The sequence below is a fragment of the uncultured Tateyamaria sp. genome, assembly GCF_947504105.1.
Classification (GTDB): Bacteria; Pseudomonadota; Alphaproteobacteria; order Rhodobacterales; family Rhodobacteraceae; genus Tateyamaria.
Genome location: NZ_CANNGP010000023.1, coordinates 1 through 23277, shown reverse-complemented (window position 1 = coordinate 23277; position 23277 = coordinate 1). Strand labels below are relative to the sequence as shown.

Genomic DNA, 23277 nt, shown 5'->3' with positions numbered 1-23277 from the left:
CGCGGATGGAGGAGAAGAAGACATGACTGTGATGAATGTCAGCTATGACACCCAAATCCCCAACAACGTGGGTCTGAGTCAGGACCGCAAGGTGCTGAAGGCACTTGAGAAATGGCACCCCGGTTACATCAACTGGTGGAACGACCTGATTCCGCAGCATTTTCAGGAAAGCATGGTCTATCTGCGCACTGCGGTCAGCGTGGACCCGAAGGGTTGGGCCAAGTTCGACTATGTGAAGATGCCAGAATATCTCTGGGGCGTTCTGCTGGCCCCCGCGGTTGAGGACCGCCGTATTCCGATGGGTGAGCATTATGGTGAGCCTGCGTGGCAGGAGGTGCCGGGCGAGTATCGCAACATGCTCAAACGTCTGATCGTGATCCAGGGGGATACCGAGCCGGGGTCGGTTGAACAGCAACGCTTTCTGGGGCTGACCGCGCCGTCGCTTTACGACATGAGGAATCTGTTTCAGGTGAATGTCGAGGAAGGCCGACATCTTTGGGCGATGGTCTATCTGCTCCAAAAATATTTCGGCAAGGATGGGCGTGAGGAAGCCGATGACATGTTGGTGCGGTCATCGGGCAACGAGGATGCGCCTCGGATGCTGGGCGCCTTCAACGAAGAGACACCGGACTGGTTGTCCTTCTTCATGTTCACCTATTTCACGGACCGTGACGGCAAGATGCAGTTGGAAAGCCTTGCGCAGTCCGGCTTTGACCCGCTGTCACGCACCTGCCGCTTCATGTTGACCGAGGAAGCGCACCACATGTTTGTGGGCGAGACAGGCGTGACCCGGACCGTTCAGGCGACGCTTGAAGCGATGAAAGCCAACGGCATCGACGATCCCTATGACATCGACAAGATCCGCGATCTGGGTGTGATTGACCTGCCCACGATCCAGAAGAAGCTGAACCTGCACTATACCCTGTCTCTTGATCTGTTCGGGCAAGAGGTCAGTACGAACGCCGCGAATGCCTTTAATGCCGGTATCAAGGGCCGCTACATGGAGCAGCGGATCGAGGATGATCACAAGCTGACAGGTGACACCTACAAGGTGGCGAGCATCGTCGATGGCAAGATCGTAACCGAGGATGTGCCTGCCCTGACGGCGATCAACATGCGTCTGCGCGACGACTATGTGCGCGATGCTTCCGGTGGCTTGCGCCGTTGGAACAAGCAGATTTCGCGCACGGGCATCGAGTTTGAACTGAAGCTGCCTCATGAGGGGTTCCACCGGAAAATCGGTATCTTTGCGAACCAGCCGATCACGCCGGACGGCAGTTTTGTCAGCCAGGAAGAGTGGGATGCGCGTGCGTCTGAATGGCTGCCGACCAAGGAAGACGGCGCCTTTATCCAGTCCTTGATGAAGCCGTGCTATGAGCCCGGAAAATATGCCAGCTGGATTTCGCCGCCCCGTGTGGGCATCGACAACAAGCCAGGGGATTTCGAATATGTTAAGCTGCATATGGCCTGATGGAGGATGTTATGCAGATCGACAGAACAGCCCTGACAGACGATGCACCGGTCCGGCGCCCATTTTGTGCGCTGGAATGCGACGGATGCACCGGAATGTGCCTTGCGCTTTACATGATGCTGACGCGGGACGAGCAAGACGAAATGTGCCGCCGATACAAGGCCGCGGAACCCGAACGCGTGCATTAGGGAGCGTTGAATGAAAGTTGGAATTTACTACGGGTCCGAGACGGGCAATTCCGAGATGTTATGCGAAGACATCGAGACGGAACTGGGCGAGGGGTTCGACTGCGACATCCAGAGCCTTGCTGACGTAGACCCTGCCGCGATGGAGAAGGATGCGTTCTATATCATCGTAACTTCGACATATGGCAATGGCGATCTGCCATCGACCGCGCTGCCGTTTGAAGAGGCGTTGACCGAAGGCAAGCCGGACCTGAACGGGGTCCGTTTTGCCATTTTCGGGTTGGGCGACATGGTCTTTGCCGAGACGTTCAATCATGGGTCCATGAAACTGAGCGAGATTCTGAAAGCGCAAGGCGCTGTTCAGGTTGGTGAACGTGGCCTGCATGATGCGTCGGGGTTTGACATGCCCGAGGATGTGGCCTTGCCCTGGGTGCAGGGGATCATGGGCCTGATGGCGGCGGACAAAGCTGCTTGAGTGCAGTTTTCGAACATGAAATCCGGGTCACTTGGGGTGATTGTGACCCGGCCAGGATTGCCTATACCGCCCGGCTACCATGGTTTGCGTTGGACGCCATAAATGCGTGGTGGGAAGCGCATTTGGGCGGAGATGGCTGGTATCAGCTTGAACTGGATCGCAACATTGGCACGCCCTTTGTTCATATGAGCATGGATTTCCGGTCGCCTGTCACGCCGCGTCATCGCCTGATGTGTGCGGTTTGGCCCAGCCGTCTGGGCGAAAAGTCTGTCACCTTCCGCGTGGACGGGCGGCAGGATGGTGTGTTGTGCTTTGAGGGTACGTTCACCTGCGTCTTCATAATTGCCGACCAATTCAAGAGCCAATCAGCCCCGCCTGAGCTGCGTGCTGTGCTTGCTCCACACATTCGCGACATTTGATTTGTTGATCAGAGCGCGATGCGCCCTACAACTTCCTGATAACACCAGAAAATGTGCGCATGACATCACCAAGACCCATACCCGACGGAGCAATTCCCATGATCGCGCGCCTCGCTACCCGCGTTCGTGCGGCACGCGAGGCGTTGGGATTACCCCGACGCGCCTTGTCCGAGCGATCGGGCGTATCACCCCGTTACCTTGCCCAGTTGGAGGCGGGGGAAGGCAATATTTCCGTCATTCTGCTCGAGCGTGTGGCGACAGCCCTGAATGTCCGGATCGAGGATTTGCTGTCGGAGGCCGCCCCGATGGACGGTGACGTGGCACGTGTGGCGCGCCTTTACCAGGCAGCTCCGGCACAGGTCCAAGGACGTGTGCGGGCCCTGTTGGCGCCGCAGAACCCGATGGCGCTACGCGCCCAGCGTATTTGTCTGGTCGGTTTGCGTGGGGCAGGCAAATCGACCTTGGGCCGCATGGCGGCCGACAAGCTGAAGATCCCTTTTGTCGAGCTGAATCAAGAGATTGAGGTCAATGCCGGTATGCCCTTGTCTGAGGTTATGGGTTTGTATGGTCAGGACGGGTATCGTGCGCTTGAGGCCGAGGCCGTGTCGCAGGTGGTGGCCCGCCATGACAAGCTGATCCTTGCCGTGGCCGGTGGTATCGTCGGGGACAAGACCACCTATGACATGGTGTTGGAGCGCTTCCACACCATATGGGTCCGCACCAGCGCGGGCGAGCACATGGCCCGTGTGCGTGCCCAGGGTGATGTGCGCCCCATGGCGGGCAACCCGGCGGCTATGGAGCAGCTGAAGGCGTTATTGAGCACACGTAGCCCGGCATATGAACGGGCCTTGGCGCAGGTCGATACGTCGGCCAAGCCCGTGTCCATGTCAGTGAACGAATTGCTGGCCATTATTGCCAAGCAGCGTTTCCTGGAAGGGTTGGGACCTTGAGCGCGCGTGTTGCGCCGTTGCAAAATGCGTTCTGGTGCGTTTGCGAACGATTGCTCTATCGACATACGACCCCCTGGGAACTGGATGAGGCGCTGGTGGCGTGGGGATATGGTCTGGGACCTTGCGAGACGCAGGACCTTGTCGGTCTGGATGCGGTGCTAAGGGCCCGTAACGGCGTGGATGTTACACCCGTATTGTCGCGTATGGTAGCTGAGGGCCGTTTAGGAAAACGGTTTGGCTGGGGATACTACCGATATCCCGGAGGCGGCGGTGCCGTGATCGATCCGCTGTTCGAGGACCTGATCTGTGAAGAGGCGTGGTTTGCGAAAGAGCCACGTACCGAGGTGACCGGTGATGCGTTGGTGATGCGCTTGCATGAAGAGATGCGGGAAGACTTGCGCGCAGACATGGAGGCGGCCGTGCGCCTTCTGTATTTCCCAGCGGATCGGCTCGCAGTGATCTGACACCGTTGGTCGGACGCTGTTTGGCTGCGCCAAAGACGCCCCGCCCACCGTCCCTTAAACTGCTGGTAGAATTGCGATGGGATGCCCAGGGTATCGCGTTCTGGTTCTAGCAATTTACACAAAAAGGGGCCGCACGGTGGCGGCCCCTTTCAATTCCGTGATCCCTTGGATCAGGTCCAGGCAACCTGTGCCGGACGGAATTCATAGGTGATGTGGTGCGCGCCACCCACCAGACCTTCCTTGGTGTGGTTTGTCAGCGACCGCCAGTAGGGCTGGATCGTAACGCCCGCGTCCTGGATCATCTTCTGGCCGATGGCCATCAGTTTGCGGCGTTCTTCAACATCCGCTGTCGCCAGCGCCTTTTTCAGGTTCTCGTCGAACTCGGGGTTGGACCAACCAAACTCGTTCCACGCTTCGCCCGAGCGGTAGGCCAGCGCCCAGATCTGGACGCCCAGCGGGCGGTGGTTCCAGTTGGTTGAGCTGAACGGGTACTTGGCCCAATCGTTCCAAAAGGTCGATCCGGGCAGAACGGTCCGTTTGACGTTGATCCCCGCGTCGCGCAGCTGAGCTGCGACCGCGTCGGTGGTGTCCTTGCGGTAGCCATCGTCGATCGAGATCAGCTCGTGCTCGAAATCGCCCATGCCGGCCTCATCCATCAGGGCCTTGGCGCCTGCGGGGTCAACCTCCATCGGGGGCAGTTCGGCATATTCCGGGTGGAACGGTGCGACGTGGTGGTTCTCGGCCAATTCGCCGCGACCGCCGATGCCCAGTTCGAGCAGGATGTTGTTGTCGACGGCCATGGTGATGGCGCGACGGACGCGTTCGTCTTCGTAGATCTTCTTGCCATCTACTTCAGCCAGCTGGTTCGGTCGGACCACGATGGTCGCCGCCGTCACGATGTCGTTCTGAACCCAGCCGTCGATCGATGCGATCAAGTCGACGAAATCGCCGTCCACAGAGTAGTTCATATCGACTTCATCCGCTTCGGACGCTGCCATCCAAGCTGCGGGGTCGGTGCCATAGTCGATATACTCGATGCGATCTAGGTAGGGTCCACCTGAGACTTCAGTGCCCCACCACGTGTGATCCGCGTTACGGACAAGCACGCCTTTCACACCCACTTCGAGCGATTCAGGCAGGTAGGGGCCTGTGCCGATCGGGTTGCTGAGTGCTGTATCAGCCGTGTAGGAGCTGTGCACGATCGCCGCCGGGTAGTCTGCCATGCCTGCGATCAGCGAGATGTCAGATGCAGGCAGGTTCAGTTTGACCGTGTGGCTGTCGACCACTTCAATCGCACCTTCGATGGCTTTGCTGGTGTCGGGGTCGATCAGCGTGTTGAAGCGACCAGCCATCGAGTTGCCCTCGAGCTCTTTTTCGCACCAGCCAGTGATGTTGCGGGCCACGTCCTCGGCCGTGAAATCGTCGCCATTGTTCCACTTGACGCCCTTGCGGACATTCAGGGTGTAGACGGTGGCGTCGTCATTGATTTCCCAGCTTTCCAGTAGCGACGGCTGGAACGTGCCATCGTTTTCGTAGGTCACCAGATATTCCAGCCAACCACGCGAGAAGTTGGCGATCTGTGACCAGTCATAGGTCCGCGGGTCTTTGAGTGCGCGCACTTCGGTCTGGTACCGAACGACGCCGCCTTCCTTGTGCCCTGCTGCCTGTGCGGCGGGGGCCGTCATGCCCAGCATGCCATAGGCAACGGCGGCTGTTGCGCCAAAGCTGCTGGCCGTGGCCAGGAATTCGCGGCGGTTGATCGGATCGGTGCCGACTTTGCCAGCCGAATCCAAGATGGATTGCGGCAGCGGCTTGCCGGTACGGGTTACAAAGGTCATGTTCTTCCTCTCTGTTGGCGTCACGAACGTTTGTCCGCGCCCTTATTCGGCCGGGGTGAGTGCCCGACCTTTTTGGTGTTGCAGTTAACCTGCGTTTTTTTCGCCACCCCTTCCCGGGGGACGCCCAAAGTTCAAACGATCGGGCGCATGGCGTCAACCCCGTCGTCGGAGTTGCACAGAAAGGGATAGTCGACAGGATTTCGACTCTTTTGTGATTTCACGCCATTCCCGGGCCCAAAACCGCCTTTTGGCCGGATATCGACGCGTTATTGGTCATTTCAACGGTTCATCGGGGGCGCAAGATTTTCTGGTCCTGCTTTTGTAGTTCGGAGCGGGTTTGTACTCATCGAATGATGTCGGTCTTGCCAGCGATATGAGATCACATGAGCGTCTCAATCGCCGGTCGCAGCGGCACACGGCCAGATAGCAGATCAGCAGTGTGCGTGACATCGCACGTCAGCATGTCGGTCAATTCGGTGTCGTCGACGGTAACAGTTGCTGCTCCGAGCGCGCGCGCCGCATCCGTTGTGATTGCGGGCAACCAATCACCAAAGGGAGGGTCCAAATGCGCCGCGACGCAGGCGAGCGCCAATGCGGCGCGCGGATCATGCGCACCAAGCGGGCAAAACGCGTCCGCGACATTGTCGGACCCTGCAATGATGGACACGCCCGCTTCCCGCAGTTCTCTCAGCCGTGTGATCCCGCGCCGGTCCGGCGTGCCATCGGCACGACCTTGCAGATAGAGGTTGGTGATGGGCAGTGCACAGACCGTAATCCCCGCGCGCGCCAGTTTGTCGGAGATGCGTTTTACTTCGTGCGAAGGTCTGTCCATCAGGCTGACGCAATGGCCACACAGGATCGGGCGATCAAACATGGTTTCGAGTGCGACATCGGCGATCATTTCCAACCCGTTGAGCGATCCCAACCCTTCATCCACGTGGAAATCCAGCATCAGGCCGTGTTGGGTTGCGGTGGTAAACAGTGCCTCCAACCCTTCACGTGCATTTTCATGTCCGTGGACAAACGCACCCAAGACACCGTCGGTGAAGGCCAATACCTTGCCCACTGTTTTACCGAAATCCGGATTCGTCCACTGCTCGATGCTGGTCAGGGCCGCGAGTTGCAGGCTTGGGTGATCCTCGGCCAATTCGACCAGCACGGACCACGAGAGCGACGGCGCAGGATCATCGCCCCAGTCCACGTGGCTGCGGATCAGCGTGCAGCCATTCTGATGAGCTTCGGTCAATCCCTGTGTTGCACGCTGGCGAATGTCGTCTTCGTTCCAATGCACCTTGTCGGTGCGTTGGCTGGCGAGCGCGTGATGCAGGTCGCCCCCCACCTGACCCAATCGACTGATCGTGTGGCATTTGTCGAGATGGCAATGCGGCTCGACCAGCTTGGGTATCACCATGCAGGCGGTGTCGCCTCTTGGCGTATCAAGTGCAATCAGCCGCCCATCTTTCACAACGGGTGCGCCCCGCAGACAGTCGCCGCTTGTCACACCGCCAAAACGGCCGGGCTGAGCGACCAGAGAGGTGGGAACCAGAATATCTGTCACGCCCGGCCACCACGCCCAACGGTTGCGAAATCCTCCAGCCATCGACCGAAACCTTCCGCAATACTGTCCTGAAGACGCTTGTTCATGTCCTTCCCCTTCGTGGAAGTGGATGTCAGCGGCCCTTGAGATGTGAATCTGTGCCAGAGATGTCTGGCGAGGGTTCCAAATTTCGAGGCGCCGCGCAAGGGCAGGGTGCACGAAATCCCTCGCACTGCGTTTGTGCGTCAATCACACAGCGTTGTGGTGTCATCGGGATGGTGGAACATGTGGGCGCCAGCACCCTAGCCGTGATCGCGCCGGGTGCGGCCGTGCCTGTTGCGCATGTTGGTCTGTCTTGCGGGTGTCGGACCGGGGCGCTGCCCAGAACCCCGCGGTTTGGTTGGTGAAATGAACGGGTCAGCGTTTGTAAGGGTCTTCCAGCGCTGCCAAAAGTGTTCCCGTGCACGTGCCGAAGCCGATGCGATACCCGTCGCCTTGTGCGTGCCCCGCAAGTGTCAGCGTGTCGCCGTCTTCGAGGAAGGTACGTGTCTCTCCGGTGTAGAGTGTGATGGGGTCCTTGCCGCCCCAGCTGAGTTCCAACAGGCTGCCGCGTTCCGGTTTCGTCGGGCCGGAGATGGTGCCGGAGCCCAGCAGATCACCTACATTCATCGGGCAGCCCGAGGTGCTGTGATGCGCCAGTTGCTGGGCCGAGGAGTAGTACATCTCGCGGTAGTTGGTTTGCGCGATGGTCGTGGCCTCTTTGCCGTCCGGGGCAAGTGTGACGCTCAGGTTGATGTCATAGAGCATCGGGCCGGTATCCTTGAGGTGATCGAGCAGTGCGAATTCTCGGTCTGGTGTCGAGGTTCGGAAAGGCGCTAGTGCCGCCTTGGTCACAATCCACGGGCTGATTGATGTGGCGGTTGCCTTTGCTTGGAAGGGGCCGAGCGGTTGGTATTCCCACGCTTGAATGTCGCGTGCGGACCAATCGTTCAGTAGGACATAGCCAAAGATGGCTGCGTCGGCCTCGTCCACCGTGATCGGTCCGTCCGAAGCCATGCCAACGATAGCACCCATTTCCAGTTCCAGATCGAAACGCCGGGACGGGAGGAAGGCGGGTGTGTCGTGGTCGGGGGATTTCAGCTGGCCCCACGGGCGGCGGATGTCGGTGCCCGACACAACCACAGACGATGCACGTCCGTTATAGCCAATTGGGATATGCAGCCAGTTGGGCGGGAGCGCGTTTTCGGGGCCTCGAAACATTGTGCCCACATTGGTGGCGTGGTGGCGGCCTGCGTAGAAGTCGGTGAATTCCGAGACAACCAGAGGCATGTGCAGCGTGGCGTCAATCATCGGAACAAGCAGTGGCTCGACCAGGCCCTGATCTCTTGCCCCTTCGGTCAGCAGATCCGTCAGGCGGTTGCGCAGGGCTGTCCAGACGGCGGGGCCTTGCTCCATCAACTCGTTCCAGAATGGCAGTTCGAACAGGGGTTCGTCGGCAAGGTCAATGATCCCCTGTTCTTCGGCAGCGTACATGTCGAGGATCATGTCCCCAATGGCCACGCCGCATCGCGCGTCCAGCGTGCCGGTGGAAAACACCCCGTAAGGCAGGTTGTTCAGCGGAAAGTCGGTGTCAGCGCTGTTGGCGCCGGGCACCCACGACGAAAGGAGCGTCATTATATTTAGGTCCTTGTTCTTTTGTCAGGGGTCAGAGCGGTCTAAGTCCAGATCTGGCCGGTCTGTTCCATGACGTATAGGGCGCGCCTTGGAAACGCGGTCGCCAAAAAATGCCATCTTGATAATGCTCGGAAGGTGCCAAACTGTGAACCCGGCAAGAGCCATCAGAAGCCAGCCAATCCAGGAGAGGGAAGACAGGAATTCGATCACTTGTCAGGTCTGTCCCACTGTCCGCGCTCGGGTCCGCGCGGATCATGGCCGCGTCCCTTCCCGTAGCGGTCGGGGCGGTCGTTGACGAATTTCTGCCACCACGCCCAGAGGATAAACCCCAGCACGAAGACAATGAAGGCGCCCATGAAGTATCCAAGATACGTCATCATTTTTTGCCCGGTGTCCCGTTGAACTTCTTTTCGATGTCCGTCCAGTAGTCGATGTAGTCATCCTGCAGCGGCGCTCCTTGCGCCGTGAATTGGGTCAGGTGCTGGGGAAAGCGGGTTCCGAACATGAAGGACATGGTATTTTCCAGCTTACGCGGTTCAAGGTTTGCGTTGCTGGTCCCTTCGAATGCGTTTTTGTAGGGGTCGTGCGCCAGCATCATGTTGTGGAGCGACATGCCTCCGGGCACGAACCCCTTCGGCTTCGCATCGTACTGGCCATAGATGTTGCCCATCAACTCAGACATGATGTTCTTATGATACCACGGCAGACGGAACGTGTCTTCGGTCACTCTCCAGCGTTCGCGGAATAGGACCAAGTCGATATTGTTCACGCCCGGCTGACCCGACGGTGCGGTGAGCACTGCAAATATTGACGGATCCGGGTGGCCGAACAGGATGGTCCCCGCCGGACAATAGGTTTTCAGATTGTATCTCATGGGCGCATAGTTGCCGTGCCACGCCACAACATCGAGCGGAGAGTGGCCAATCGCTGTCTCGTAGAGCTGTCCGTACCACTTGATGGTCAGCGTCAACTGGACCTTGCCGTCTTCGAATGCGGCCACGGGGGCCTTGAAGTCGCGCGGGTTTGCTATGCAGTTGGCCCTGATAGGGCCGCGCCCCGGGAGTTCGAACTTGCCCCTTGTTCGCTGCCGTCATGGTGCGCATGCCGGTCAGCCATGTCAGGCCCCAATTGATGTGTGGCAAGGGGTTCCAGCGGTGCAGACCCAGGCTTGCCAAGTCTTCGCGGATGTGTAGCGCGGATTTCCAATCGGGCAGGTCCATGCGATTGTACTGACCGGAATGTTTTACGGACGGGCGGATGCGATAGCACCACGTCCGTTCGGGCCGCACATCGGTAAATGTGGTGCGGCCTAGTTGCTCACCATAAAGCCCGTAAGTGCATTTCCGGTGCGAGTTCATGGCTTCACGCAGCGCTCCGTGCAACGCCTCGGTTTCGAAATTGTCGCCGAAACCGGGCATGTACCCGTCAGTGATACCGGCACTGGAAAGGGGTGTGGATCAGGGATGTGGCGCCGCCTGGCGGTTCATGGCGATCCTTCTTGCAGCATTGATTGTTGATGTAACAGGTGTTTTTGCAGCTAATAAGCGATGCCCCCCAAATGATTTCGATGTTCGACAGTTCCTACCCTACTTGCTGAACCAAGCGGTTGAGGCGTCGAGTCTGGAGTTCCAGAAGGTCTACAAAGACAAGTATGGAACGCTGCGCAAGGAATGGCGCGTGCTGTTTTACCTGGGCATCTATGGCCGCATGACGGCCAGCGACATTGGCGCATGGGCGCGGATGCACAAGACCAAGATCAGTCGCGAGGTACAAAGGCTGGCAGGGCGTCGATGCCTGACACGCACGCGTGCCAAGCAGGATCGCCGCTGGAAGTATCTGACGCTGACGGTGGTGGGGCAGCAAATCTATGGTGATTTAAAACGGGTTGTGCAGGCCTATGATCCAGCCCTGACAGACGGGATGTCCGATGAAGAGGCGGATACCCTGCGCCGCTTGTTGCTGCGTCTTGCGCAGCGCGGCTCGGGGTCAAAAGTCGATTTCGACCTCGGGTAGGTTCAGCGCCTTCATCAAATCGCGCAATTCCTGCCGGGCGGCCACGTTCGAGATGTTGAGTTGCTTGACCCCAATGTCCTTGAGGTCAAGCAAGGTCAGCCCGCGTGGGAACAGTTCACGGAAAATCACCCGTTCGGAAAAACCGGGTGCGATGCGGAACCCGATCCGCTGGGCGAGCATCCTGATCGCCCGTTCCATCTTTTCCTTGTTTACCATGCGTTGGGCCCCCATGCGGTTGCGCAGCACGATCCAATCTATGGGTTTCAAACCCGCCTGGGCGCGGAGCTGACGGGCGTTCCAAACCATCTCGGAATAGACCGACGGTCCAAGGATTTTCTCACCCGTTGCATCGATACGTGCCAACAGGTCGAAATCGACGAAACTGTCGTTCAGGGGCGTGATCAGGGTGTCTGCCAGGGAATGCGCGACCTGACTAAGGCGGGTGTGAGAGCCGGGGCAATCGATCAGGATAAAGTCATTGTCGGGTTCGAGCGTCGCTACTGCTGCGCTGAGCCGATGATCATAGATATTTTCGCCGGGCTTCAGCTGCGCCGCGTCGATCTCGGGCAAGTCGTGCACATCGGGTGACGGCAAGTCTAGGTCAGCCGAGGCCAGAAACCCGTGGCGGTTTTCGACATAGCGTCCAAACGTCCGCTGCCGCAGGTCGAGATCAAGTGCGCTGACTTTCTTGCCTGCGCGCGCCAATGCCGTGGCCACATGCATCGACACGGTGGACTTGCCAGCCCCGCCCTTTTCGTTGCCGACAACAATGATATGCGCCATGATTGTCCCCTTACCGCACATCCGCTTTGCGAATTTTGGGCCACTATATGTTGTGTTCGCACCCTTTGAAAGCGGGCATGGAAACTTTCCTGCGGCACCGTGGCGCGGTGATTGCACAACGAAGCTGTTAGCGCTATCAGGCGCCTTGTGATAAGATGTGGCCAAACCGAGATGAGGAGATAGGAGAGCACGATGCCCCTGCACCCTACACTTGAGCGCGTGACTGAACGTGTGATCGAACGCAGCGCACCGACACGACGTCGGTATCTGGATCGGATGGCTACCGCCAAGTCCCAAGGTCCGGCCCGCGCGCACCTGTCCTGTAGCGGCCAGGCCCATGCGTTTGCCGCGGCTGGTCCTGACCAGTCCCGGCTGGCCGAAGCAAGCGTTGGCAATCTTGGGATTGTCACGGCCTACAATGACATGCTGTCGGCACATCAGCCGTTCGAGACCTACCCGACCCTGATCCGCGACGCGATCCGGGCGGAGGGCGGAACTGCGCAAGTGGCGGGCGGTGTGCCCGCCATGTGCGACGGTGTGACCCAAGGTGAGGCAGGCATGGAGTTGAGTCTGTTCTCGCGTGACGTGATCGCTATGGCGACCGGTGTGGCGCTGTCCCACAATGTCTTCGATGCCGCCGTCTTTCTGGGCGTCTGCGACAAGATCGTGCCGGGTTTGATCATCGCGGCCCAATCCTTTGGTCACATGCCAGCTGTTTTCCTCCCTGCAGGTCCGATGACCAGCGGCTTGTCCAATGATGAAAAGGCCAAGGTCCGCCAGAGGTTCGCGGCGGGCGAAGCGACGCGTGAGGAATTGCTCGCGTCAGAGATGGCCGCCTACCATGGTCCGGGCACCTGTACCTTCTATGGCACGGCCAACACCAACCAGATGCTGATGGAATTCATGGGCCTGCATCTGCCGGGCTCGTCCTTCGTCAACCCGAACACCCCGCTGCGCGACGCGCTGACAGTTGAAGGGGCCAAGCGCGCGCTGTCCTTGTCGGCTCTGGGCAACAACTACACGCCGGTCTGCAATATCCTGGATGAGAAGGCGTTCGTGAATGGGATCGTTGGCCTGAGTGCGACGGGTGGGTCGACCAACTTGTTGATCCACTTGATCGCCATGGCGCGGGCCGGGGGCATTGTGTTGGATTGGGAAGACTTCTGCGACTTGTCGGAAGTGACACCGCTGATCGCGCGCGTCTATCCCAATGGCTTGGCGGACGTGAACCACTTCCACGCGGCGGGTGGTCTTGGCTTCATGATTGGCGAGCTTTTGGGCGCAGGCTTGCTGCACGATGACACTCAGACAGTCGCGGGTGAGGGGCTTGAGAACTATACGCAGGAACCCAAGCTGATCGACGGTGCACTGACCTGGGAAGCGGGCGCGGGTAAAAGCCTGAATGAAAAGATCGTACGCCCTGCGTCTGATCCGTTTCAGGAAACCGGCGGTCTGAGCCGCCTTGCCGGCAACTTGGGAACAGGGGTCATGAAAATCTCGGCCGTGGCACCGGAACACCGGATCGTTGAAGCCCCGGCGCGCGTGTTCCATGAACAAGACGACGTGAAGGCCGCGTTCAAGGCTGGCGAATTCAACGAAGGTGATTTTGTTATCGTGGTTCGGTTCCAGGGACCCAGGGCCAATGGGATGCCGGAATTGCACAGCCTGACACCGCTACTGGGCATCATGCAGGGCCGTGGGCAGAAGGTGGCGCTGGTCACGGATGGCCGCATGTCCGGCGCATCGGGCAAGGTGCCATCCGCCATCCATGTTTGCCCCGAGGCGCTGGATGGGGGTGTGATCGCGCAAGTGCGGGACGGCGACCTGATCCGCGTTGACGCCGAGGCGGGGCAACTTGAAGTTCTGACTGAAGGTGTGCTTGACCGCCCTCATGCCACGGCTGATCTTTCGGCCAACCAATGGGGGGCTGGGCGCGACATGTTCCACGCCTTCCGTAATACCGTCGGGTCCGCCAATACTGGCGCAACCGTATTTGGAGACTTTTGAATGCTGACTGCCAAAGCTGCTGCCGTGCGCGCCCGCGAAATCTGTGACCTGGCCCCGATCGTGCCGGTGCTTGTGGTCGATGACGTCGCCCATGCGCGGCCACTGGCCGAAGCATTGGTGGCGGGTGGGCTACCGGCGCTTGAAGTGACGCTGCGCACCCCAGCTGCATTGGATGTGATCGCAGCGATGTCCAAGGTGCCAGGTGGCGTTGTTGGTGCAGGGACGTTGGTCACGCCGGATGACGTGAAGGCGGCCAAGGAGGCTGGCGCGCAGTTTGGGGTGTCGCCCGGTGCCACCGAGGCACTGATTGCGGCCTGCGAGGCCGAGGATTTGCCCTTATTGCCGGGGGCTGCCACGGCTTCCGAGGCGATGTGCCTGTTCGAACGTGGATACGATATGCTCAAGTTTTTTCCGGCTGAGGCATCAGGCGGGGCACCTGCTTTGAAGGCCATTGGTGCGCCCTTGCCGCAGATATCGTTCTGCCCGACGGGTGGGGTGAGCATGGGGAATGCGAATAGCTATCTGAGCCTGCCAAATGTGGTCTGTGCCGGTGGATCCTGGGTCGCCCCCAAGGACCTGGTCGCAGCCGGGGATTGGGCCGGGATCGAGGCCTTGGCGAAGGAGGCTGCGGCCCTGTCGCGGTAGGGGTGTCCCGGCGTGGGACATGTTCCAGCCTTAGAAATTTCAATGGGTTACAGCGGCGGATTCAGGAACTGTTAATATTTTTACCGCAGCAGCTGGCATTGGATGTGGGTCCGCCTGTTCTGGAGGCAGACGGGATGAGCGAGGTGTCTTTGGTGCAAAATCCCCACCTCTCCTAGCAGTCCATAGACCACCCGATCGCGTTCCCGACGCGGACGGGCATTGGACGAATTGCGCTGGACCTTCTACTACTGAGGGATTGTGCAAGCAGAGGAGACCCGTGCCGATGCTAATACGCTGCCTTTTGACCGTTGCGATCAGCGTTTGGGCGTGCGCCACTTGGGCGGATACCACGACGGACAGCAGCGCCCAGCGCCGCCGCGATATCCGAAGACCAAGTGATCGACGTGGACGCGGCGCAGGACATCTTTCGAAAATCGTGCAGGGCTTGCCATGGCAACAAGGCACAAGGGGCCTCAAGCTATCCTGCACTTGCTGACCTGGACCCTGCCTATATCGCCACGCAGCTTGAAAGGTATCGCGCCGGTGAAAAGATTGGGCCCAATTCGATCCTGATGATCTCTCATGCCAAGCGGCTGTCGGACGAGGATATTGTCAATATTTCGGTCTACGTGGCGACGGCATTCGATTGAACATTCGTATCCGTATGGACGCACCGGCGTAAAGTTGCCCTTGGGTAAACTAAACATTGACCAGCGTATGGCGCCACCATACCGTGAAAGTCTGGCTTGTCCGGACATAAAAACAAAGAGCACCCTCCGGATGGCGAATGACACCATTTAAGGGAGGAAACTATGTCCGGTTATACCACGCATTCCAAACTATCGGTCATTGCATCACTGCTTGCGGCGACGGCTATTTCATCATCGCCGCTGCTGGCCCAGAGCGGCATGAACACCACCAGTCTGACGCACGAGGTTGTGCTTGATGGCCTCGAAAACCCTTGGGACATGGCGTTCCTCGACGATGGCACGATGCTGTTTACGGAAAAGTGCAAGGGGCTGTCCGTGCGGATGCCGGATGGAACTGTGACTGCGCTTTACGGCGTTGCCGACACGGTCGGATATGCGGCCAATGGCGCTGACCTGTTCTGTGAAGGGCAGGCGGGCATGATGGGCGTCGCCTTTGACCCCGACTTTGCCGACAACCGGCGCATCTATGTCTATTCCACATCGAACATGTCGGACCCGCACACCAACCGGCTGATGCGATTTACGGTCAGCGATGATTTTGCCAGCGTGTCGGATCGGACGGATATCATCGACGATGTGCCCTACAAAATGGCGGCGTCTGATCACCCGTTCGGGGGACCCGGAGCGCATAATGGCGGTCGCGTGCGGTTCAGCGCGGATGGCGCGTTGTGGCTGACAACGGGTGACACCCATAATGGCGAGGTGCCGCAGAGCCCGACGATGATGGGATCGAAAGTGATCCGGATCGATACTGACGGCAATGCCCATGCCGACAACAGCCCGCCCGAAGGCTTTGACGCGCGGACGTACACTTATGGGCACCGCAACGTGCAGGGTATCGCGTTCCACCCCGAGACGGGGCAGGCCATCACGGCAGAACACGGGCCATGGCATTCGGATGAAATCACCATTCTGGAAAACGGTGGCAATGCCGGGTGGGACCCGCGCCCGAACGTGGCTGGGCGTGGCGATTGCCCGGACAACTACTGTGGCTACAGCCCCAACCAGGAAGAGGGCATGAACCGGTACGAGCGTGCGGCGTTCATGCCGATGACCGATTTCGACACCTATCCTGATGCCATGCCACCGGTCTGGAACAACAACGGCTGGTCGCAAGGGATGTCCTCGGCCGCGTTCCTGGAGGGGGACGCCTGGGGCGATTGGAACGACGCGATGGTTGTCGGCATCATGGGGATCGGATTTGGCGGCACGCCCATTGGGCAACGCCTCGACGTGATCCAATTCAACGAAGATGTTGCGGATGTGGAGGACGTGACCGAGATGACCCTGCCGATGGAGTCGGGCCGGTTCCGGTCGGTGGTCATGGGGCCGGATGGCAGCCTGTACACGTCCATCGACGAAGGTACGATCTATAAGCTGACGCCCGGCGGCTAATCTGCAGTGACCAGCGTTTCGGGGATGTCGAAGCGCTGGTCATCCACCCGAATATGGTAGGTGCCGTTGGTCAATTGCCATTCCGTGTCTGTGCCGACCCCTGACATTGTTGCATTGTCGCGCAGGAATGCGCCGTCCGAGAATGTCAGCATGCGCGCAAAGCCGTTGGGAAAGGTCACAACCACCGCTGCCGATCCTGTCGCGCGGGCGACCGAAGCGTCACAGGCACCGAGGACCTGTCCGACTTCTTGAGCGCAGCGCACTTGGCCTTGTGCATCGAATTGACCGGACTTGGTGCGTTTGGTGGCGGTTTGGATATCCGCCTGGGTCGCGGCCGGTGTGGCCGCGATCAAGAGTGCCAAGATGAGTGATGCGGTGCGCATCGCCGTCCCCCAGATGGATCGGGATACTATCGCGACGGCGGAGCCGCGCGGCAAGATGCTTTGGCCCGGAACGAAAAAAGCCGCCCCCGTTGGAGCGGCTTTGTCTTTTACGTGGCGTGGATGCTTTAGAAGCCCAGACCGGCGTATTTGTTCTTGAACTTGGACACACGGCCGCCGGTGTCCATCAGGCGGGACGAACCGCCGGTCCATGCGGGGTGCACGGAGGGGTCGATGTCGAGCGACAGCTGGTCGCCTTCTTTGCCCCATGTCGATTTCATTTGAACCACTGTGCCGTCCGTCATCTTGACGTCGATGATGTGGTAGTCGGGATGCGTATCGGCCTTCATGCCTCGGCTCCTTCGGACTTCTTGGGTTTGTAGTTGGAGACTTCCGCGATCCGGGCCGATTTGCCGCGGCGGGTGCGGAGGTAGTACAGTTTGGCGCGACGCACGCGACCGCGGCGGACCACGGTGATGCTGTCGATGTTGGTCGAAAACAGCGGGAACACACGTTCCACGCCTTCGCCAAACGAAATCTTGCGAACGGTGAACGAACCGGCGATGCCTGAGCCGTTGTTGCGGGCGATGCAGACGCCTTCGTAGTTCTGCACACGGGTGCGCGTGCCTTCGGTCACCTTGTAGCCGACGCGGATGGTGTCACCGGCTTTGAAGTCGGGGATGTCTTTCCCCAGGGCGGCAATCTGTTCCGCCTCTAGCTGTGCGATCAGGTCCATTGACCATCACTCCTATGATGCTCGTGGTTTTTCCACGAAGGTTTGTCGCGCCTCAGAGCTCTGTGTCTTCACCGGGTCCGCCATTGCGCCCGCCAGAGGTCAGGTCATCATTCCTTGTCTCACTTTGTTTGGCCTGCGTAGAAGCACTGAAGAAAGTGCCACAAGCCAAACCCCCGATCAGGAAGTCCCGAGTCGGAATGGGCGGTGTATAGGAGGGCAAAGCGCAGCAATCAAGGCTTTTGCACAGGTCCAACGGGCCATGTTTCAGCAAGCGCCGTCGCGCGCCGGGTTCGGTCCCACCATTGCGTCAGCGCTGGCTTGGTGCGTAGAGCGTCGTCCCCGGCGGGTGCAGCGCTGAAGTAGGCCATCATCGGAGCGAGGTGGCAGTCCGCGAGGCTGAGCGTTTCACCCGTCAGAACCAGCCCTTCTGCCGCAATATCCTCCAGAGCGGAGAGGGCGGTCGTGGCGGCGTCCAAGCCTGCCTTGATTGCGTCCGGGTCGCTTGGTTCATTTGCCCAAGGGCGAAACACGCTGTGCGAAAAAACCTGTCGGACCAGTGGGATGTGGGCATAGCTGTCGATGATGCCGATCACCTGGTTCATGCGCGCCCTGGCCCGTAGATCATGTGGTGTCAGGCGGTCCTGTCCAAACTGCGCGTCGATATAGTCTGTGATCGCGCGGGTTTCGTAGATGCGGAAGCTGTCGTGATCCAACACGGGGACGCGTCCGAATGGGTGTGGCAGCTTTTGGTCTTCGGGTGCGGCAGCAAACGGGTTCACTTCGACATCGCGCCAGCCAACGCCGGTGGTATGCAGCGTCATCCGTGCCGCCCACGTGTAGACGCTGTGGTGATATCCATACAGCGTCAGTGCCTCAGTCACCGCCGCGATCCTTGTAGCGTGTCCATAGGTCGGGCCGCCGCTCGCGTGTCAGCTTCTCTGACATCTCCCGCCGCCATTCTGCCACCTTGCCGTGATGACCGGACATCAGGATATCGGGAACGTCGCGCCCTTCCCATGTGGCGGGGCGGGTGTATTGCGGGTGTTCCAGAAGGCCGTTCGAATGGCTTTCCTCGACCGCGCTGTCGGCATTGCCCAGCACGCCGGGCAGAAGACGCACGGTTGCATCGAGCATGGCTTGCGCGGCGATCTCGCCTCCGGTCATCACGAAATCCCCAAGCGAGACTTCGGTAATGCCCCAGTGTTCAAGCACCCGTTCGTCCACGCCTTCGAAGCGACCGCACAGCATGGTGACACCGTCACAGCGGGCCAGATCGCGGGCCATGGCTTGGTCAAAACGCTGTCCGCGTGGAGACAGGTAGAGGATGGGCCAGCGTCCGCGGGCATGCGCTTGCGCCTCTGTCAGCGCGGCACTGACCACGTCGGCGCGCAGCACCATGCCGGCTCCACCGCCCGCCGGAGTGTCGTCTACATTGCGGTGCTTGCCGATTCCGTGGGTGCGCAGATCGTGCGTGTGCAATTGCCACTTGCCGTCCTGCAAAGCCTTGCCTGTTAGTGATGCACCCAGCACGCCCGGAAAGGTTTCAGGGAAAAGCGTGACAATCCGCGCTTGCCAGACGCCGACGAAGTCTGGCGCTTCATCCATCAGTGAGGCCGGTTTCAGGGTCGGGCGAATGACTTTGCGGCCATGGGATTTTGAAGGTGCGGTCATAAGCAGGTTCTATCTGTTCGATGCGCTGTGTCTATGCCGTTGGTCAGGGTACAAAGGCAACGGCGCAGGCGGTCACGTGCGTCGTTTTTTTCAATGCGTTGCGCGCCTTTCGGTAGGCATCGCCGTTGATGTCAGAGCGGTTCAAGGCAAGCAGCGCGTCCCGTGCGTCTTGCGACATGGCAACATTCGCGGGGGGCTGTGGGGCAATTTGGGATCGAACAGCCCGGGGCAGACTGACAAGATCCAGAAGCGGGTCGAGCGGACCAAACGCAGCCCGCTGGCTATCTCTAGCGGAAAGGTCTGAACGTTTGTGTGTTTGGTCTTGTCCCGTACGCGGGCAATGATCCCATCAAGACCAGCAGACTCGGCATATGCCTGGGTGTAGCCCGTTTCGGACACTGTAATGCGCGTGGCGCGCAGGTGTTGCGTGTAGCAACTGCGCAACCAGGGCGTCGCTGCTCGGGTTGTGTAGGCGAGCGTGATATCAACATCCGGTCGGGCCGCAGCCTAGGCTGAAATCAGAGCCTCTGCCAGAACGGGCGCAGCGTCGTATGTGGTGAGGCCACGGCGGCCTAGCATGTGACCGCTCAAGTCTTCTGAGCTGATCAGCATCGAGCAATCATCACGCCACGATGAAAGCAGCTCTGCCGCCTCGTATCGGACATATGCGAGATTGACGTGGCTGCGCTTGACGGACCATTTGCGGGCCGCTTCGCACAAAGCCAGCATATCGGTGCGCAGACATATATGGAGACGCCCATCCAAGACGGTTCGATTGGCGTTCAGCGTCTTTTGAATGGAGGTGGTCCCCGTTTTGTGAAAACCCACATGCGCAATCAGGCGCCTTGCGATCAGTCAAAAAGACCATCGGGTGGGTCGACCACGATGCGTCCTGCAGCAAGATCCACGGTCGGCACGGCGGCCTTGGTGAAGGGCAAGAGGACCGTCGCCGTGGCCCCGGGCATGTGCACCTCAAGCAGGTCGCTGGCGCCGTGGTTCTGTACGGATTTCACGTGGCCAAGCGATGTGCCGCCGGTGTCGAACACCTCAAGCCCCACGAGATCCGTGTAGTAGAATTCATCATCCGGCAGGTGAGGTAGCTGATCGCGGCGGGCAAAAAGCTGCGTTCCTTTGAGCGCGTCGGCCTCTTCCTTGATCGCAACCTCGGCGATGCGGGCGACGAAGCCGTTTTTCATGGGGCGTATGAGCGCAAGGGAAAACGAACGCTTGCCGTCTTCGGTCGTGAGCGGGCTATAGGTTTCGATGTCCTCGGGCAGGGCGCAGAATGACTTTATCCGGACCTCGCCATGCACACCGTAGGCGCCGCTGATCACGCCGACACAGATCACATCATCACTCATTCCAGCATACTCCGTCACGCATCACGCCGCCTTGGTCCGTGCACGCCTCTGCCCCCTGGCTACGTTCAAACATCAGGCCCGCCAGGAAGGCGATCAGGATCAGGATAGGTGTGCGGATCAATCCGAACATGGTGCGCGCCCTTTGCATTGATTGCAGCATTTGCGACACGTTGACGGACGTTGTCCAGTGCGGGATGCGTTTGGGTGCCGGTAGTCTTGGGTTGTTCATTGGGACCGGTCGCCAAGTTATAGGGAAGAGGTGACGTTGAACTTGTGGCGAGCGGCGGAGCCAAGGGGGTGTGGGAGCGTTTTGCGAAAGGCTGCTCCGTGCCCAAAAACGACCGATGCCGCGCGATCAACGAACGGCGGCTTTATGTTCATGGCCCAGTCGTATTGTGTAGGCTACGCCCTGCTGTTTGGTCTCAGAACGAAGAACAGTCCCACAGAAATCAATGCTGAACTGATGACCTCGAACGACGCGATGACCTTCCCCAGCATGACCCACGCGAGTATCATCACAAAGACCGGCATAGCGCTGAAAACTGTGCAGGACATGACAGTCGGGCCGACGATTTTGACGGTATAATTGTAAAGAAAGTACCCGATGGCTGATGTCACGATGCCCAGATATAGCAAGGCCCAGATGCTGGTTGCCGAAGCTGAGGAGACCTCGCGAACCTGATCGAAGTCGACCAAGATCAACAAGGCGAGAATAGCCGCAATCGTCATGTAAAACGTGAGTGTCAAAGAAGCATACTTTACGCTGAGGCTTTTGATCGTCAGTGCGTAAATCGCAGAGCTGACGACGTTCCCGAACATCAACAGATCACCACGGTTGAAAGATAACTCCCGCAAGTCCGCGATCCGACCATCCGTGATCAGAAGGATGACCCCGGCAAATGATGTTACGACGCCTAGATAGGCCGCACGCGGCAGCCGCTCCTTGAACACGATAGCCGCAGAAACCGCTGTCACGATTGGAGCCGTCGCACCGATCAGAGCGGTGCTTGTGACCGTCGTGTATGTCAGTGCTTGCAACAGAAACCAAAGTGTCGCCACGATACCCACAACCCCCAGAACGGCGATTGCCGGAATGTCTCGTATGCTGATGCGGAACACTGATCTGGCTTGAAACAGCATAACGGCGAGCAAAACCACGGCGGCAATCGAGGAGCGGACAAGAATGATCGTCAGGGCTTCAAGTTCAAATGTGGCGATTTTTGCCGCGATGCTGCTGGTCGCAAAAATCAACGCTGTCAGCAGGGCAAGGGTTGGGCCGATCACGCTTGCTGTATCGCGCGTTAATGCCTGTTGAGGGTCTTTGTGTGTCATCCGAAGGCCGGTGTTTCCAGTATAGGGATCTGTTGCCTGACGATAACGCTTTTGCAGTCGTCTTTTTGGACATAGTTTAGTCAATTATGGACAAAGCGCCTTTCCACATCGACGTGCTTCTCTTTGACGGCGTGACACTGCTGGATGTGAGCGGGCCCACCCATGTCTTCAGCAATGCACAAAGTAACGGGAAACAGGCCTACCGCCTGAGATATGTGTCCTCAAATGGAGCGTCGGTCACGACGGCCTGCGGCGTGCGCCTCACTCCGGACGTCGGATTGTCAGATGCGTCAGGAGCGAACTACCTTTTGGTGCCTGGCGGCATGGGGGTGGACGATGCGCTGAAGGATGAATGCCTCCGAGCCTATCTGGCAAATTGGCGCGGCCAGCGTTTGATGGGCATTTGCTCCGGTTCAGTGTTGCTCGCACATGCGGGCGTTTTGGATGGTCGCCCTGCAACAACGCACTGGCAAAGAGAGCGGTTCGTCAAAAAGCGCTTTCCCACAGTCGATTGGGAAATTGACAAGCTGTATGTCCAAGATGGCCATATTCACACATCCGGCGGCGTGACGGCGGGGATTGATCTAGCCCTGTACATTTTGAAACAGGACTGTGGCACCGCAGCCGCTTTGTCTGCCGCCCGAGGTATGCTTGTTCACTTGTCGCGCTCTGGTGATCAGAGCCAGTTCAACGATGTGCTGTCTGCTCAGTTTGCATCCAACTGCCAGCTTTCCGATCTTGTTGATGAAATCGCTCAAAGCCCGGCCCGTTCGTGGACGCTATCCGAAATGGCAGATTTTGCAGGCACAACACCGAGGACGCTGACCCGACGCTTCAATGCACAAATGGGCATGTCGCCAACTAAGTTCGTCGAGGCAGTTCGTGTCCGTTTGGCAGCGGATCGTTTGGCGTCGGGAATGCCTGCAGCAAGTGTTGTCCGAAGTACCGGCTTTGGAGACCATCAACGCATGCAGCGGGCGTTCAAACGTCAGATCCAATCAACAATCAGGGTCTTTGAAACGCGCGTGCGATAGCGGACCTTTGGTCCATAGCGAGCATTGGCCGCTTCGTCCGCTTTGCGGTCATCGGCCCGGCCAGTGGATAAGGTCTGCTCCGCGGGACCAAAACAGTCATTGGTCCCTTGGTCGCGAATAACTTGTGTGGATGGCACCCGCATAGCAAGGGTTAAATGGGATTGCGTGTACCTTTTCAGAAGCGGTCTTGTGTCCGG

At 59.0% G+C, this 23277-nt stretch carries 27 protein-coding genes and 1 pseudogene; 12 read left to right on the top strand and 16 right to left on the bottom strand.

Annotated features, from left to right (window positions below; genetic code table 11):
- Positions 1–22: 22 nt before the first annotated feature.
- From boxB to Q1A75_RS14300, 6 genes are all read left to right on the top strand, one after another.
- Positions 23–1471: a benzoyl-CoA 2,3-epoxidase subunit BoxB gene (gene boxB, locus Q1A75_RS14325; RefSeq protein WP_299555182.1), complete on the top strand. Its 1449-nt coding sequence runs from the start codon at positions 23–25 to the stop codon at positions 1469–1471.
- Between the two features lie 11 nt (positions 1472–1482).
- The gene (locus tag Q1A75_RS14320; protein WP_299555185.1) at positions 1483–1659 is read left to right on the top strand and encodes a hypothetical protein; all 177 of its coding nucleotides are present in this window, start codon (positions 1483–1485) and stop codon (positions 1657–1659) included.
- Between the two features lie 10 nt (positions 1660–1669).
- Complete coding sequence (locus Q1A75_RS14315) at positions 1670–2131, top strand: flavodoxin domain-containing protein (RefSeq protein WP_299555188.1); 462 nt, start codon at positions 1670–1672, stop codon at positions 2129–2131.
- The gene (locus Q1A75_RS14310) at positions 2128–2550 is read left to right on the top strand and encodes a thioesterase family protein (RefSeq protein ID WP_299555191.1); all 423 of its coding nucleotides are present in this window, start codon (positions 2128–2130) and stop codon (positions 2548–2550) included. The genes Q1A75_RS14315 and Q1A75_RS14310 overlap by 4 nt, the downstream gene beginning before the upstream one ends.
- Positions 2551–2648: 98 nt before the next feature.
- On the top strand, positions 2649–3500 hold the full coding sequence (locus tag Q1A75_RS14305; protein WP_299555194.1) for a helix-turn-helix transcriptional regulator: 852 nt from the start codon (positions 2649–2651) through the stop codon (positions 3498–3500).
- Positions 3497–3964, top strand: a complete 468-nt coding sequence (locus tag Q1A75_RS14300; RefSeq protein WP_299555197.1) for a 3-hydroxyacyl-CoA dehydrogenase family protein — start codon at positions 3497–3499, stop codon at positions 3962–3964. Before Q1A75_RS14305 ends, Q1A75_RS14300 begins: the two co-directional genes overlap by 4 nt.
- A gap of 170 nt (positions 3965–4134) precedes the next feature.
- On the opposite strand, the gene Q1A75_RS14295 is transcribed toward Q1A75_RS14300, so the two are convergent.
- The 5 genes and pseudogenes from Q1A75_RS14295 to Q1A75_RS14275 all read right to left on the bottom strand — a co-directional run bounded on the left by Q1A75_RS14295 (position 4135) and on the right by Q1A75_RS14275 (position 10431).
- A complete protein-coding gene (locus tag Q1A75_RS14295; protein WP_299555200.1) occupies positions 4135–5802 on the bottom strand; it encodes an ABC transporter substrate-binding protein in 1668 nt (555 codons plus the stop codon).
- 379 nt (positions 5803–6181) lie between these two features.
- Positions 6182–7360, bottom strand: a complete 1179-nt coding sequence (locus tag Q1A75_RS14290) for an amidohydrolase family protein (RefSeq protein WP_299555203.1) — start codon at positions 7358–7360, stop codon at positions 6182–6184.
- Positions 7361–7756: 396 nt separating this feature from the next.
- Positions 7757–9013 (bottom strand): fumarylacetoacetase, encoded by a 1257-nt coding sequence (gene fahA, locus Q1A75_RS14285; protein ID WP_299555206.1) that lies wholly within the window; start codon positions 9011–9013, stop codon positions 7757–7759.
- Between the two features lie 206 nt (positions 9014–9219).
- Positions 9220–9393: a hypothetical protein gene (locus Q1A75_RS14280; protein ID WP_299592400.1), complete on the bottom strand. Its 174-nt coding sequence runs from the start codon at positions 9391–9393 to the stop codon at positions 9220–9222.
- Positions 9390–10431 (bottom strand): annotated as a pseudogene (locus Q1A75_RS14275) (homogentisate 1,2-dioxygenase domain-containing protein). Before Q1A75_RS14275 ends, Q1A75_RS14280 begins: the two are co-directional and overlap by 4 nt.
- Between Q1A75_RS14275 and Q1A75_RS14270 the strand changes: the two are divergent.
- Complete coding sequence (locus Q1A75_RS14270) at positions 10370–11026, top strand: MarR family winged helix-turn-helix transcriptional regulator (RefSeq protein WP_366142209.1); 657 nt, start codon at positions 10370–10372, stop codon at positions 11024–11026. The pseudogene Q1A75_RS14275 and the gene Q1A75_RS14270 sit on opposite strands and share 62 nt — an antisense overlap.
- Here Q1A75_RS14270 and Q1A75_RS14265 read toward each other — a convergent pair.
- Complete coding sequence (locus tag Q1A75_RS14265) at positions 11000–11809, bottom strand: division plane positioning ATPase MipZ (protein ID WP_299555211.1); 810 nt, start codon at positions 11807–11809, stop codon at positions 11000–11002. The genes Q1A75_RS14270 and Q1A75_RS14265 overlap by 27 nt on opposite strands.
- A gap of 192 nt (positions 11810–12001) precedes the next feature.
- On the opposite strand from Q1A75_RS14265, the gene edd reads away from it, so the two are divergent.
- The 4 genes from edd to Q1A75_RS14245 all read left to right on the top strand — a co-directional run bounded on the left by edd (position 12002) and on the right by Q1A75_RS14245 (position 16566).
- A complete protein-coding gene (edd, locus tag Q1A75_RS14260; protein ID WP_299555214.1) occupies positions 12002–13816 on the top strand; it encodes a phosphogluconate dehydratase in 1815 nt (604 codons plus the stop codon).
- A complete protein-coding gene (gene eda, locus Q1A75_RS14255; RefSeq protein ID WP_299555217.1) occupies positions 13817–14461 on the top strand; it encodes a bifunctional 4-hydroxy-2-oxoglutarate aldolase/2-dehydro-3-deoxy-phosphogluconate aldolase in 645 nt (214 codons plus the stop codon). It abuts the gene before it with no gap.
- Between the two features lie 395 nt (positions 14462–14856).
- Positions 14857–15111 carry a c-type cytochrome gene (locus Q1A75_RS14250; RefSeq protein WP_299555220.1) on the top strand — a complete coding sequence of 85 codons (255 nt, stop codon included), beginning with the start codon at positions 14857–14859 and terminating at the stop codon, positions 15109–15111.
- A 162-nt stretch (positions 15112–15273) separates the two neighbouring features.
- On the top strand, positions 15274–16566 hold the full coding sequence (locus Q1A75_RS14245; protein WP_299555223.1) for a PQQ-dependent sugar dehydrogenase: 1293 nt from the start codon (positions 15274–15276) through the stop codon (positions 16564–16566).
- Here the strand turns inward: Q1A75_RS14245 and Q1A75_RS14240 are convergent.
- The 10 genes from Q1A75_RS14240 to Q1A75_RS14195 all read right to left on the bottom strand — a co-directional run bounded on the left by Q1A75_RS14240 (position 16563) and on the right by Q1A75_RS14195 (position 22046).
- Positions 16563–16949: a hypothetical protein gene (locus tag Q1A75_RS14240; protein WP_299555226.1), complete on the bottom strand. Its 387-nt coding sequence runs from the start codon at positions 16947–16949 to the stop codon at positions 16563–16565. The genes Q1A75_RS14245 and Q1A75_RS14240 overlap by 4 nt on opposite strands.
- A 125-nt stretch (positions 16950–17074) precedes the next feature.
- Positions 17075–17296, bottom strand: coding sequence for a 50S ribosomal protein L31 (gene rpmE / locus Q1A75_RS14235; RefSeq protein ID WP_189368161.1), 222 nt, complete (start codon positions 17294–17296; stop codon positions 17075–17077).
- The gene (gene rplS, locus Q1A75_RS14230; protein WP_189368162.1) at positions 17293–17682 is read right to left on the bottom strand and encodes a 50S ribosomal protein L19; all 390 of its coding nucleotides are present in this window, start codon (positions 17680–17682) and stop codon (positions 17293–17295) included. The genes rpmE and rplS overlap by 4 nt, the downstream gene beginning before the upstream one ends.
- 230 nt (positions 17683–17912) lie before the next feature.
- Entirely contained in the window at positions 17913–18563 is a 651-nt protein-coding gene (locus tag Q1A75_RS14225; RefSeq protein ID WP_299592398.1) for a glutathione S-transferase family protein, read from the bottom strand.
- Positions 18556–19353: a tRNA (guanosine(37)-N1)-methyltransferase TrmD gene (gene trmD / locus Q1A75_RS14220; RefSeq protein WP_299592396.1), complete on the bottom strand. Its 798-nt coding sequence runs from the start codon at positions 19351–19353 to the stop codon at positions 18556–18558. The genes Q1A75_RS14225 and trmD overlap by 8 nt, the downstream gene beginning before the upstream one ends.
- Positions 19354–19396: 43 nt before the next feature.
- Positions 19397–19531, bottom strand: a complete 135-nt coding sequence (locus tag Q1A75_RS14215) for a hypothetical protein (RefSeq protein ID WP_299592394.1) — start codon at positions 19529–19531, stop codon at positions 19397–19399.
- 329 nt (positions 19532–19860) lie between these two features.
- Positions 19861–20082 carry a hypothetical protein gene (locus tag Q1A75_RS14210; protein ID WP_299640240.1) on the bottom strand — a complete coding sequence of 74 codons (222 nt, stop codon included), beginning with the start codon at positions 20080–20082 and terminating at the stop codon, positions 19861–19863.
- A gap of 122 nt (positions 20083–20204) precedes the next feature.
- The gene (gene rimM, locus Q1A75_RS14205) at positions 20205–20714 is read right to left on the bottom strand and encodes a ribosome maturation factor RimM (protein WP_299592390.1); all 510 of its coding nucleotides are present in this window, start codon (positions 20712–20714) and stop codon (positions 20205–20207) included.
- Entirely contained in the window at positions 20707–20943 is a 237-nt protein-coding gene (locus Q1A75_RS14200) for a hypothetical protein (RefSeq protein WP_299640238.1), read from the bottom strand. The genes rimM and Q1A75_RS14200 overlap by 8 nt, the downstream gene beginning before the upstream one ends.
- 173 nt (positions 20944–21116) lie before the next feature.
- Positions 21117–22046 carry a DMT family transporter gene (locus Q1A75_RS14195; RefSeq protein WP_299592386.1) on the bottom strand — a complete coding sequence of 310 codons (930 nt, stop codon included), beginning with the start codon at positions 22044–22046 and terminating at the stop codon, positions 21117–21119.
- Between the two features lie 86 nt (positions 22047–22132).
- On the opposite strand from Q1A75_RS14195, the gene Q1A75_RS14190 reads away from it, so the two are divergent.
- Entirely contained in the window at positions 22133–23080 is a 948-nt protein-coding gene (locus Q1A75_RS14190; protein WP_299592384.1) for a DJ-1/PfpI family protein, read from the top strand.
- Positions 23081–23277 lie beyond the last annotated feature (197 nt).